Origin of the sequence: Bombella sp. ESL0385 (assembly GCF_009725755.1) — a bacterium.
In the GTDB taxonomy this organism is placed as follows: Bacteria; Pseudomonadota; Alphaproteobacteria; order Acetobacterales; family Acetobacteraceae; genus Bombella; species Bombella pollinis.
In genome coordinates, this window is the sequence record NZ_WNIJ01000001.1 from 314872 (window position 1) to 326920 (window position 12049).

Annotated in this window: 10 protein-coding genes and 1 tRNA gene; 3 read left to right on the top strand and 8 right to left on the bottom strand. The window is 55.3% G+C overall.

Annotated elements, in window-relative coordinates:
- Window positions 1–18: 18 nt before the first annotated feature.
- Window positions 19–2727: a 2-oxoglutarate dehydrogenase E1 component gene (locus tag GM557_RS01430; RefSeq protein WP_155572659.1), complete on the bottom strand. Its 2709-nt coding sequence runs from the start codon at window positions 2725–2727 to the stop codon at window positions 19–21.
- Between the two features lie 87 nt (window positions 2728–2814).
- Here GM557_RS01430 and GM557_RS01435 point away from each other — a divergent pair, with 87 nt between their 5' ends.
- From GM557_RS01435 to hemH, 3 genes are all read left to right on the top strand, one after another.
- Window positions 2815–3504, top strand: a complete 690-nt coding sequence (locus tag GM557_RS01435; protein WP_230873221.1) for a 2OG-Fe(II) oxygenase — start codon at window positions 2815–2817, stop codon at window positions 3502–3504.
- A gap of 81 nt (window positions 3505–3585) precedes the next feature.
- Window positions 3586–4650, top strand: coding sequence for an aspartate-semialdehyde dehydrogenase (locus tag GM557_RS01440; RefSeq protein WP_155572660.1), 1065 nt, complete (start codon window positions 3586–3588; stop codon window positions 4648–4650).
- A 90-nt stretch (window positions 4651–4740) separates the two neighbouring features.
- Window positions 4741–5772 (top strand): ferrochelatase, encoded by a 1032-nt coding sequence (hemH, locus tag GM557_RS01445; RefSeq protein ID WP_155572661.1) that lies wholly within the window; start codon window positions 4741–4743, stop codon window positions 5770–5772.
- A 54-nt stretch (window positions 5773–5826) separates the two neighbouring features.
- Here the strand turns inward: hemH and GM557_RS01450 are convergent, their stop codons facing one another.
- From GM557_RS01450 to metK, 7 genes are all read right to left on the bottom strand, one after another.
- Entirely contained in the window at window positions 5827–6189 is a 363-nt protein-coding gene (locus GM557_RS01450; protein ID WP_155573438.1) for a hypothetical protein, read from the bottom strand.
- Window positions 6190–6226: 37 nt separating this feature from the next.
- A tRNA-Pro gene (locus tag GM557_RS01455) sits at window positions 6227–6303 on the bottom strand.
- Between the two features lie 160 nt (window positions 6304–6463).
- A complete protein-coding gene (locus GM557_RS01460) occupies window positions 6464–7378 on the bottom strand; it encodes an electron transfer flavoprotein subunit alpha/FixB family protein (RefSeq protein ID WP_155572662.1) in 915 nt (304 codons plus the stop codon).
- Window positions 7378–8127: an electron transfer flavoprotein subunit beta/FixA family protein gene (locus GM557_RS01465; RefSeq protein WP_155572663.1), complete on the bottom strand. Its 750-nt coding sequence runs from the start codon at window positions 8125–8127 to the stop codon at window positions 7378–7380. The genes GM557_RS01460 and GM557_RS01465 overlap by 1 nt, the downstream gene beginning before the upstream one ends.
- Window positions 8128–8196: 69 nt before the next feature.
- Window positions 8197–9849: an electron transfer flavoprotein-ubiquinone oxidoreductase gene (locus tag GM557_RS01470; RefSeq protein WP_155572664.1), complete on the bottom strand. Its 1653-nt coding sequence runs from the start codon at window positions 9847–9849 to the stop codon at window positions 8197–8199.
- Between the two features lie 53 nt (window positions 9850–9902).
- Complete coding sequence (locus GM557_RS01475; RefSeq protein ID WP_370513404.1) at window positions 9903–10598, bottom strand: tRNA (guanosine(46)-N(7))-methyltransferase TrmB; 696 nt, start codon at window positions 10596–10598, stop codon at window positions 9903–9905.
- A 116-nt stretch (window positions 10599–10714) separates the two neighbouring features.
- The gene (metK, locus tag GM557_RS01480; protein WP_266137254.1) at window positions 10715–11899 is read right to left on the bottom strand and encodes a methionine adenosyltransferase; all 1185 of its coding nucleotides are present in this window, start codon (window positions 11897–11899) and stop codon (window positions 10715–10717) included.
- Window positions 11900–12049: the final 150 nt, after the last annotated feature.

The following is a 12049-nucleotide window of genomic DNA, read 5'->3' on the forward strand; positions in this document are numbered from 1 at the left end:
GCGTTGTGAAAAGAGGGATTAGTCGATGGTTGGCGTGGGGGAGTGCAGCCCTAGAGCGTGCTGGACGAGGGCCTCTTGCTCAGCTTGATGAATACTCGCAAGCCCCGTAGCGGGAGAGGCAGAGGCCTTGCGGCCCGCATAAAGCGGACGGGTGCAGCGATGGCCGACATCATGCAAGCAGGCTTCAATACGCCGGTCCACAAAGTGCCATGCCCCGCCATTTTCTGGCTCTTCTTGGCACCAGATGACCTCTTGCGCCTCTGGGTGATGGCCAAGCTCTTCAGCTAACGCATGGTGAGGGAAGGGGTAAAGCTGCTCCAACCGAATGATGGCGCAATGGGACAGATCCATCTCATCGCGTTTTTGTAGAAGGTCGTAATACACCTTCCCGCTACATAGCACGACTCGTTTGGCCCCACCGGGGCAGGTGGCATCTGCCAGAATGGGGAGGAAGCGTGTATGCGGCCCCATATCGCTAAGCGGTGAGACAGCCAGCTTATGGCGGAGGAGCGATTTGGGGCTGAACACCACCAAAGGCTTACGGCAACGGCGGGCAATTTGCCGCCGCAAGAGGTGGAAGAAGCTTGCTGGGCTGGAGGGCATACAGACGCGCATATTATTCTCCGCACAAAGCTGGAGAAAACGCTCTGGCCGCGCAGAGGAATGTTCTGGCCCGGCCCCCTCATAACCATGTGGCAAGAGCAGGGTAAGGCCTGAGGTACGCAGCCATTTTGTCTCCCCTGCGGAGAGGAATTGGTCGATGATAATTTGTGCACCATTGGCGAAGTCGCCAAATTGCCCTTCCCACAGCACCAACGCATCAGGATTGCCGAGGGAATAACCATATTCAAACCCCATCACGCCATATTCGGAGAGAGGGGAGTTCCATACATTCACAGGGGCTTGGCGCGGGGCGATATGAGCTAGTGGCGTATAATGATGGCCCGTATGTTGGTCTGTCAGCACGGCATGGCGTTGGCTAAAGGTCCCACGGCCACAATCCTGCCCAGAGAGGCGCACTGCGTGGCCATCTAAAGCCAGCGTACCAAAAGCGAGGGCTTCTGCCGTGGCCCAATCGACTGGCCCGCCCTCGGCTAAGGTGGCCTGCCGTGCTTTAAGTTGCCGGGCAAGGCGGGGATGAATGTTAAATGTGGTGGGGACAGTCGTTAGGGCCTCCCCCACTTGTTGCAGACGGGGAAGGGGCACGCCCGTCATGGGCTGGATACGCTCGGGCGTGTCGAGCAAACGGGTGGGGTCTTGTGGGCTATAATCAAGCCAATCGGTTGGGTCTGGCTGGTAAGTGTCGGCTTCCTCAAAAGCACGATGAAGTTGAGCCTGCACATCCTCCCATAACGCATCAATCTCGGCAGGGTGGATGTTCGTCTCCGCGAGGACCTTCTTGGCATAGAGGGTGCGTAAGGTGGGATGCTGGCTGATCGTTTGCACCATCGCAGGTTGTGTAAAAGCGGGGTCATCCGTCTCATTATGGCCATGACGGCGATAGCTGATGATGTCCACCACAATATCGCTGGCGAAGGTCTTGCGCCATTCATGCGCTAAAGCCGCACAACGGGCCACAGCTTCGGGATTATCACCATTAACATGCAGAATAGGGGCCTGCACGGTTTTGGCGACATCGGTGTTCCATAAGCCAGAATGAGCGGCCTCTGGGCTGGTGGTAAACCCAACTTGGTTATTGACGATGATATGCACTGTCCCACCCGTGCGATACCCTTCTAAGCGGGAGAGTTGGAGTGTTTCATACACAACACCTTGCCCCGCAAAGGCGGCATCCCCATGGACGAGAATCCCAAGATGCTTCTGGCGGGTTTCGTCTTTATCTTTATCTTGGTCCGCACGGACGCGGCCTAGCACGACAGGATCCACAGCCTCCAAATGGGAGGGGTTGGGCAGCAGGGAGATGCGGATTTCGTGACGGCCCTGACGGATGGTGGTTGTGGTGCCAAGATGATATTTCACATCACCAGAGACACGGATACCCTCTGGGTAGAAGGCCTTGCCTGCGAACTCGCTAAAGATAGCGGCATAGGGTTTACGCAGGATATTGGCCATGACATTCAGCCGCCCGCGATGAGGCATCCCTAGGGAGATGGAGCGTACATCATCGCGTGCTGCCTCATTGAGCAGGGCTTGCAGCGCGACAATGAGGCTCTCTCCTCCCTCTAACCCAAAGCGGCGCATCCCGGTGAAGCGTTGTTGGCAAAAGGTCTCAAACCCTTCCGCACGGGTGAGCAAGCTGAGGATGCGCTCTTGGGAGAGGGGGAGAGCTGTTGAGGGATGAGTCTCTAAACGGTCGATCCACCATTGCCGTTGCTGGCTATCATGGAGGTGCATAAACTCTGCCCCAATCGGCCCGCAATAAGCGCGTTTTAGATGAGCTAGTAAGGCAGGGTCGGTGTGGCTATCGGGGGTGAGGGCATCATGCGGGCGGGCAGGGCGTAGGCCGAGCGGGTCTAGCTCGGCATGGAGATGACCACAAAGGCGGAAAGCTTTTTTAAGTCGCTCATCACGCAATTCTGCCTCGGAGGAAGGCGAGGAGGGCAAAGCGGCCTCGTCCTCCGAAGCGGGGTTGCCCATGGTGGTAAAAAGCGCATCATAATCAGGATGGACAGAGGTCGGGTCCTCCATCCATTGGGTGTATAGCTCGCCGAGATAAGCGATGTTCTCGCCATTAATGGCATGGTGATGGTTCGGTGAGCCCGTCATGATGGCATGGTTCCTTTTCGCCTCGCTGGGGTGTATTTTTAACGCATCCTGCGATGAAGGCAAAATCTTCTCTTTGATGTGAAGGGCATGAGCGAGAATGATGGCTTGCTTGCCTTGCCGGGGAGGGGTAGCTTGCTTTCTATTATGAGTGCTATTTCTCTCAATTATGAGGCTGTGCAGCAAGCACGCCTCCAGCATAAGCCGTGCCCGCATCTTGTGGTGCCGGATTTTTTGGCAGGGCCGTCTCTTATGCGGGCAGTGTCGTTATTGCCAGAGATAAAAGCCGGTGGGTCTTACCCCTTAGCGGCTTTGTCGCTCCATCCAGAGCTAAAGAGCATGATGGAGGAGTTCGCTGGGCCGCGTTTAAAAGCCATTGTGGCGGAGAGATTTGGCCTAGATGTGCAAACCGCCCCAAGCATGGTGACAATGCGCGGGCAAACGCGCGCTAAAGATGGCCGGATTCATCGTGATAGTGCCTCTAAGCGGGTGACAATTCTTCTTTATCTTAATGACCCTACACAGGATTGGGCGCATCAGGGCGGGTGTTTACGCTTTTTGAATGGGCCGGATGATGTGGAGGATTATGTAAGTGAGATTCCACCTGTTGGGGGGACGTTGGTTATTTTCCCCAATGGGCCGGATACATGGCACGGGCATCGCCCTTATATAGGGCCGCGCTATACAATTCAGTTGAATTACATGGCACGGGATAAACGCGCCCAGTATGAGCTTTTACGGCATCGTGTCTCTGCTTTTTGGAAGCGGTTGGTTTCGTAAAATAAGTTGGTTTGTAAGAGGCCGTTGAGGCGGAGATGAAGGCAAAGGCATACCCTTTGCTGATAAGAGGAGAGTGAGACGATGGGGTATAGAGTTGCTGTTGTTGGGGCTACGGGGGCTGTTGGGCGTGAGATCCTCAAAACATTGGCGGAGCGTCAGTTCCCAGTTGATGAGATTGTAGCCCTCGCCTCTGCTCGCTCGGCAGGGCGGGAGGTCTCCTTTGGAGACAAGACGGTTCTGAAGGTTCAGAATCTCGAGACGTTCGATTTCACAGGGTGGGATATTGCGCTCTTTTCCCCCGGCGGGGCTGTATCGGCCAAATACGCGCCTAAGGCTGCGGCGGCAAAATGTTTGGTCGTGGATAATACATCCCATTTCCGTATGGAGCCGGGTATCCCCCTCGTTGTGCCGGAGGTCAATGCCAGTGCTTTAAAGAAGGCGCGTAAAGGCATTATCGCTAACCCTAACTGCTCTACCGCTCAGATGATGGTGGCGTTGAAGCCACTGCATGATTTGTTCAGCATTGAGCGTGTGGTGGTCTCGACCTATCAGGCTGTCTCTGGGGCAGGGAAGTCCGGCATGGATGAGCTGTTTAGCCAGACAAAAGGCAGCTTTGTGAATGATGCGCCCACCATTGCACAATTTACAAAGCAGATTGCCTTTAACCTCATCCCGCATATTGATCGCTTTATGGAGGATGGCTCCACCAAGGAAGAATGGAAGATGGCGGTCGAGACTCGTAAGATTCTGGACCCGGACATCAAGGTCCTTGCCACATGCGTGCGCGTGCCGGTCTTTATTGGTCACTCTGAGGCGATTAGCATTGAATGTCGTAAGCCGGTGGATTTAGAGAAAGCCCGCGCGGCGTTGCGGAAAGCCCCTGGTGTGATTTTGCGTGATGAGCGTGAAGATGGTGGCTACGTCACCCCAATCGAATGTGTGGGTGAGGATGATACCTACATCTCCCGCCTGCGGATTGACCCGACTGTAAAGCATGGTCTGGCCTTTTGGTGTGTGTCGGATAATCTCCGTAAGGGGGCGGCCCTTAATGCTGTACAAATTGCCGAGAGCCTGCATGAGCAGCATTTGATTGGCAAGGACTCCCCACTTTGGAAGCCAGCTCCCCGCCCAGAAGAGCCATCCTAATTACGGGTGGTTTAATAGATGGTGCTTATCGCAATGCTGGGGTGAAATCCTCTTTCCAAAAAAGGATGTCGTCCCCATAGTGGAGGGGCTATGTCTTATTTTACTTATACCCCTCCGCGCACGCCTGTTCCCTCCGGGGGGCGGGTTGGTGTTCTTCTCGTGAATCTGGGTACGCCAGATGATACGGGTTATCGTTCCGTCCGCCGTTATCTGAAGGAGTTTCTTTCAGACCGCCGGGTGATCGAATCTCATCCCCTTATCTGGCAGCCCATCCTTAACACGCTGGTGTTGTCGCGTAGGCCCTTTGCGAGTGGGGCGAATTATGCCCGCATCTGGGATAAGGAGGAGGATGCCTCCCCTCTGCGTGTCTTTACCCGTAAGCAGGCAGAAGGCTTGGCTGAACGCCTCGCCCCGGAGGGGATTCCGGTGGCATGGGGGATGCGCTATGGCCAGCCCTCCGTAAAGCAGGCCTTGGAGGAGTTGCTGGACCAAGGGTGTGACCGCATCATCAATATCCCGCTTTATCCGCAATATTCCGCCACCACGACAGCAACAGCGAATGACCAGCTCTTTCGGGCTTTGATGCGCTTGCGGCGGCAACCTTCGGTGTTGACGGTACCGTCTTTTCCTGACCATCCACAGTTTATTGAGGCGTTAGCCGCTTCGGTGAGGCGTGTTTATGCAGGGCTATCCTTTACACCGCAACGGCTTGTGACGTCTTATCACGGCCTGCCAAAAGCCTTTGTGGAGAAGGGCGACCCGTATCAAGAGGAATGTGCCCGCACGACCAAAGCCTTGGCTGCCTCATTAGGGTTGAAGGATGAGGAGGTTCCTTTGACCTTCCAATCCCGCTTTGGGCCGATGGAATGGCTCCAACCTTATACGGCCCCTTATATCGCGGCCTTACCCAAACAAGGCATTACAAAGATTGCCGTCATCATGCCCGGCTTTATGGCGGATTGCATCGAAACGCTGGATGAAATTGGCCGGGAGGTGCGTGAGGAGTTCTTGGAGGCAGGAGGAGAGGAGTTCGCTTTCATCCCCTGTTTGAATGACGCGCCAGAGGCTATCACGCTTTTGGAGCATTTAGCGCGGCAGGCGATGAAAGGCTTCCAACCCTGACACAAAAAACCCGGCTAAAAAGCCGGGTTTCTCATAAGCGATATACGCTTAGCCTTAATGGGCGGCTTGGGCATCCCCATTAGCATGCTCAGCATCGTACCATTGGGCTTTTTGCGCTTTAGCTGCGGCGGAGTTGTTTTTCTGCCACCAGCCGCTGCCATTTTGCTTGCTCTCTACAGGATGTTCCTTATCCCAAAGAGCGGCTTTCTCCGCGATGGATTTGCGGTATTTATGCCGCTGATACATCCCCACAACACAGCCGCCAACAGCCCCAGCCACAGCATGCTTATGGGCAACATGGCCCGCTACAGCCCCAGCGGCACCGTATTTGATGCAGCCGCCCGGCTCTGCCATGGCAGGAGCAGCCATGCCAATAAGCATGCTGGTAGCGAAAAGAGAGAAGATTGCGCGCTTCATCATTGAAGGCCCCTAACATTATTATTTTTTAGGAAAATGGTCGGAGTGAGAGGATTCGAACCTCCGGCCCCTGCGTCCCGAACACAGTGCTCTACCAGGCTGAGCTACACTCCGATTTGTGGGGTTATACCTACCCCGCCTCTAACAGGGGTGCAAGGGGGAGCCTCGCGGTTTTTGCAGAAAAATAAAGAAATGATTGCTCAAGCTCTTGCTAAAAGAACACCCACCCTCTCACGAAAGAGAAAGTGGGCGTCTAAAAGAGGCGCGATAGAGCTTACAGAGCTTTGGTAAGAGCAGGTAGAATCTCAAAGAGGTCCCCTACCATGCCGTAATCCGCCACTTTGAAGATGGGAGCCTCTGGGTCGATATTGATGGCAACAATCACGCGGCTATCTTTCATCCCAGCAAGATGTTGAATAGCCCCAGAGAGGCCCGTAGCGATGTAAAGCTCTGGCGCAACCACTTTACCCGTTTGGCCCACCTGCATCTCATTGGGGGCAAAGCCAGAATCCACCGCCGCGCGGGAGGCCCCAATAGCGGCCCCTAATTTATCGGCAATCGGCTCTAATAAATTATGGAAGTTAGAGGCATCTTTAAGGCCCTTACCACCAGAGATGACCACACGGGCGACCTCTAGCTCTGGGCGGTCGGACTGGCTTTGTTCCAACTTCACGAAGCGGCTTTTGCCTTCATCAGCAGGGGCGTCTAGCACCTCAAGGCTTGCATTGCCGCCGGTCTCAGCCACAGGGTCAAAACTGGAGGAGCGAATGGTCAGGATTTTGACGCTATCGCTGGATTGCACAGTGGCGAGGGCATTGCCCGCATAGATAGGCCGGATGAATGTACTCTCATCCTCAATCTTCACCACGTCAGAGATAGGTTGAACATCCAACAACCCTGCTAGACGGGGGAGGATATTCTTCCCGCTGGAGGATGATGCCGCAAGAATATGGCTGTAAGAGGGGGCCAATGTGGCTAACAGAGCTGCCGTAGGCTCGGCGAGGGCATGGGTGAGAGCGGGAACATGCAGAACTTTGCGTACACCAGCCAATGTGCTGGCAGCTTCCGCTCCAGCGTCCCCAAGGAGCAGCGCATCAACCTCACCAAAGCGGGAGGCAGCGGCAATGGCAGAACGGGAAGCCTGACGGACCTTGCCGTTCTCGATTTCGATCAGAACAAGTGCGGTCATCAGATTACCTTCGCTTCTGTCTTGAGCTTCTGGACCAGCTCATCCACGGTTTCGACAATGATGCCCGCTGTGCGTTGGGGCGGCTCAGCGACCTTTACCACCGTGAGATGGGGTGTCAGGTCAACGCCTAAGGAGGCTGCTTCAAGCGTCTCCAGTGGCTTTTTACGCGCCTTCATAATGTTAGGCAGGGAGGCATAGCGTGGCTCATTAAGGCGGAGGTCCGCTGTGATGACCGCAGGTAGGGTGAGGGCAAGGGTCTCCGTCCCGCCGTCAACTTCCCGCGTAACGGTGGCGTGGCCATCGGCAATGTCAATCTGACTGGCGAATGTCCCTTGCGGCCAGCCAAGCTTGGCTGCGAGCATCTGGCCAGTGGCGTTCATATCATCATCAATGGCTTGCTTGCCCATGGAGATAAGGCCCGGCTGCTCTTTCTCCACAACGGCTTTGAGGAGATTAGCGACCACGCGCGGCTCACAATCTACATCGGTGCTGATGAGGATGGCACGGTCTGCCCCCATGGCCATGGCGGTCCTGAGGACATCCTGAGCCACTTGCGGGCCGATGGTCACCGCGATGACCTCACTAGCATGGCCCTTCTCTCGCAGGCGGAGGGCTTCCTCCAGTGCGATTTCATCGAAGGGATTCATGGACATTTTCACGCCCTGCGTTTCGACACCACGGCCATCTGCGGCAACGCGTGGCTTGATGTTGTAATCAACAACCCGTTTGACGGGGACAAGAACCTTCATGGTCATCCTTTGTTGCTGTCGCAGCTTAAAATGAAACTGGGGTTAGGTTATCTGCTTTTATCCTGAAAGTCACATCCCAGAAGGATAATTTGGCCCGCTACCGCCTTCTGGCGTACACCAGTTAATATCTTGCCCCGGGTCCTTAATGTCGCAGCTTTTGCAATGCACGCAGTTTTGAGCATTGATAACAAGCTCCTCTGCCTCATTGGTTTCATACACACCGGCAGGGCAATAGCGGCTTTCTGGGGCGGCAAAGCGCGCAAGATTAACCTCTTTCCACGTTTGCATATCGCCTACATGTAGATGCACAGGTTGGTCATCATCATGGCTGATATTGCTGAGAAAGACGGACTCGGCCCGGGTGAAGGTTAGCTTACCATCGGCTTTGGGGTAGTCGATTTTGGGGGCTTTATCAGCAGGGAGGAGGGTGTGGTTATCAGCATGACGGTGATGCAAGGTCCAAGGGGCGCGCCCACGGAAGATCATGCTATCAATCCCGCTATAGGCAGCTCCGCCGAGCATCCCCCAATGAGAGAAAGCTGGTCGAATATTGCGTGCAGCGGAGAGTTCTTTCCATAACCGTGAGGCCTTTAGGGCACGCATGTAGGTGCTGGCCTCAGTTTGCTCAGTTTGGATGGCCTCTAGCACCGCATCTGCGGCAATCATGCCGGACCTCATAGCTGTGTGAATGCCTTTAATCTTGGGCATATTGAGGAAGCCCGCGCAATCGCCTGTCAAAACCCCACCGGGGAAGATAGGATGGGGGAGGGATTGTAATCCCCCTTCGGAGATAGCCCGCGCCCCGTACATGATGCGCCGTCCACCCTCAAAATGTTTCTTAAAGGCGGGGTGTTGCTTGGTGCGCTGCATTTCCTCAAAAGGGGAGAGCCATGGGTTGCGGTAATCTAGCGCGGTGATGAAGCCGTAAGACACCAGATTTTCCCCGAAATGATAGAGGAAGGCCCCGCCATAAGTGTGGGTATCAAGCGGCCAGCCAAAGCTATGCTGCACAAAGCCGGGGCGATGATTCTCCGCAGGAATCTCCCATACTTCCTTAATCCCTAGGCCAAAGGTCTGCGGGTCGGCATTTTTGCGGAGGTCAAAGCGGGCCATGGCTTTTTTGCTGAGCGAACCTCTGGCTCCTTCTGCCAGAATGGTTTGTTTCGCGCGGAGAATCATCCCCGGTGTGTAGTCAGGCTTTGGCTTACCTTGGCGGTTGACGCCCATATCCCCAGTGATAACGCCGCAAACTTTGCCATCCTCAATAAACAAATCTGCGCCAGAGAAGCCGGGATAGATTTCCACCCCCAGAGCCTCGGCTTGCTCCCCGAGCCAACGGCAGAATGCGCCGAGGGAGATGATGTAATTCCCCCGATTATTCATTTGCGGCATGAGGAGATGGAGAGCTGGGATGGGGATGGCGGTTTTTTTTGTCAGAAAGAGGAGCTTCTCATCTCGGACAGGTGTGTGAAGTGGGGCACCGCGCTCCGGCCAATCTGGGAAAAGCTCTGTCAACGCGCTAGGCTCTAGCACAGCACCGGAGACAATATGCGCGCCAATTTCGCTGCCTTTCTCCAACAAGCAGACTGAAAGTTCTGGCTGTTGTTGACGGAGGCGAATAGCGGCAGTGAGTCCGGCAGGCCCGCCCCCCACGATGACGACATCAAAGGCCATTTCCTCCCGCTCTATAGCGGTTGTGTTATCGCTTTGGGTCTGTGACATGAGGGGACTCCTACTGCTTACAGGGAACATAAAGAGTGGTCAGAGAAGGTATCTCACCCTTTGCGTGTAAAGGTCCAGTAAAAAGGCTGCCGCCCTTCACGGAAGGCTTTGGCCTCATAGCGTGTGGGGGACCAATCTGCGGGGCGTTCTAAGGCGGGCGGTGGGGCCTCAAAGAGCGTTTGCTGGCTCATCACTTCTGTGACCCAGTCTTGATAGACAGGGTGGTCACTTGCGACACGCCACGGCGCACCGGGTTTAAGCAGCCGAGCCATATGGCGCAGATTCTCTGGATGGATGAAACGCCGCTTCGCATGGCGGGCTTTAGGCCACGGGTCGGGAAACATGAGATAGGCGCGGTCTAAGCAGGAATCGGGCAGGCCTTTTAATAATTGGCGGCCATCTTCTGCCCAGAGGCGTAGATTATCCGGCCCTAAGGCTGTGGCTTCTTCCCCCTCTGGGATGATGCGCGAGAGGAGGGAGCACACGCCATTATCAAACACTTCCGCTGCGATATAGCCAGCCTTTGGGTTGCGAGCGGCTTGGTCATAAGCATGCTCACCACCACCAAAGCCAATCTCTAAGAAGAGTTGAGAGACAGGCTTGCCGAAGCCTTCCAACGGGGCAGCCATATTGCGGAAATGAACACGCGGGAGGGCCTCATCGAGCAAGCGTTGCTGGCGTGGGCGGAGGGGATGGCCACGTTGGCGGCCATAGAGGCGTTCGGGCTGGGGTTTGAGGTCTTCAAGCACAATCGGGCACTAAAGTTGAGGATGATAAAAAGCCCCCACTCCCTTTTCATGCTGAACATGGAGAGGAAGCGGAGGCTGGCAGTGGGGGAGGGGCTTATGCCCCTCCCTGTAGGACTTCAGCGATTGAGCGCGCTTTTAAGCTGCTCGGCAAGGTCCGTATTTTCCCATGTGAAGTTATCTAACGCAGGGTCAGGAATACGGCCAAAATGCCCGTAAGCGGCGGTTTTGCTGTAGATAGGCCGGTTAAGACGCAGACGCTCGCGGATGCCACGGGGGGAGAGATCCACAATCTCATTGAGCAACGCGCCGAGGCGAACTTCATCCACATCTTTGCCAGAACCATCCAGGTCCACATAAACAGAGAGCGGACGGGAGACGCCAATCGCGTAGCTAAGCTGGATGGTGCAACGGTCTGCGAGGTCCGCTGCAACGACATTCTTAGCCAGATAGCGTGCGGCATAAGCAGCAGAGCGGTCCACCTTGGTCGGGTCCTTCCCGGAGAAAGCTCCGCCGCCATGAGGGGCAGCCCCGCCGTAAGTATCCACAATAATTTTGCGGCCTGTTAGCCCGGCATCGCCATCTGGCCCCCCGATGACGAAATTGCCTGTCGGGTTGACGTAGAACTCATGCTCTGGGCACATCCACCCTTCGGGCAGGACCTCCCGGACAGTCTCACGCACCATTTCGCGGATGGTGTTTTGGCGCATACCTTCTGCATGTTGGGTGGAGACCACAACAGAGGTCGCCCCAACAGGTTTGCCATCCACATAGCGCAGCGTGACTTGGCTTTTAGCATCAGGTAGTAGGCCCACGCCGCGTGCATCGCCTTGCTTACGATAATCGCGGATGCGCTCTAGGATGCTTTGGGCGTAAAAGAGCGGAGCAGGCATAAGCTCTGCTGTTTCACGTGTAGCAAAGCCGAACATAATGCCTTGGTCGCCTGCGCCTTCATCCTTATCGCCAGCACTATCAACACCGACAGCAATATCGGCAGATTGTGCGTGGAGGAGGGAGGTGATTTCAGCATGTTTCCAAGAGAAGCCCTCTTGGTCATAACCAATATCTTTGATGGCCTCGCGGGCGCGGTCGATCAATGTATCTTCGACAGCTTTAGGGCCGCGAACTTCGCCAGCAAGAATGACACGATTCGTAGTAACCAGTGTCTCACAAGCTACGCGGGCTTCTGGCTCGGCCTCAAGGTAAGCATCTAGGACGGTATCGGAGATACGGTCTGCTACTTTATCGGGATGACCTTCGGAAACGGATTCAGAAGTAAAAAGAAAATCGCCGTGATTGCGCACTCAGGGACCTCGCAGGGAATGAGTGGTGAAAAAAAGGCTGCCCCTGCCCCCCGAAAGGCACAAGCGACAGGACATGAAGAACCTAATCGCTTGGCTGAAAAACGCTCTGAGGTCAAGGGTTAGCGCGTTCTTTACATTTCAACGCGTGGG

What these genes read in the sequence shown, in the direction of transcription:
- GM557_RS01430 (WP_155572659.1), bottom strand. Translation starts at nt 2,727, where the DNA reads ATGACGGGCTCACCGAACCATCACCATGCCATTAATGGCGAGAACATC.
- GM557_RS01435 (WP_230873221.1), top strand. Translation starts at nt 2,815, where the DNA reads ATGAGCGAGAATGATGGCTTGCTTGCCTTGCCGGGGAGGGGTAGCTTG.
- GM557_RS01440 (WP_155572660.1), top strand. Translation starts at nt 3,586, where the DNA reads ATGGGGTATAGAGTTGCTGTTGTTGGGGCTACGGGGGCTGTTGGGCGT.
- hemH (WP_155572661.1), top strand. Translation starts at nt 4,741, where the DNA reads ATGTCTTATTTTACTTATACCCCTCCGCGCACGCCTGTTCCCTCCGGG.
- GM557_RS01450 (WP_155573438.1), bottom strand. Translation starts at nt 6,189, where the DNA reads ATGAAGCGCGCAATCTTCTCTCTTTTCGCTACCAGCATGCTTATTGGC.
- GM557_RS01460 (WP_155572662.1), bottom strand. Translation starts at nt 7,378, where the DNA reads ATGACCGCACTTGTTCTGATCGAAATCGAGAACGGCAAGGTCCGTCAG.
- GM557_RS01465 (WP_155572663.1), bottom strand. Translation starts at nt 8,127, where the DNA reads ATGAAGGTTCTTGTCCCCGTCAAACGGGTTGTTGATTACAACATCAAG.
- GM557_RS01470 (WP_155572664.1), bottom strand. Translation starts at nt 9,849, where the DNA reads ATGTCACAGACCCAAAGCGATAACACAACCGCTATAGAGCGGGAGGAA.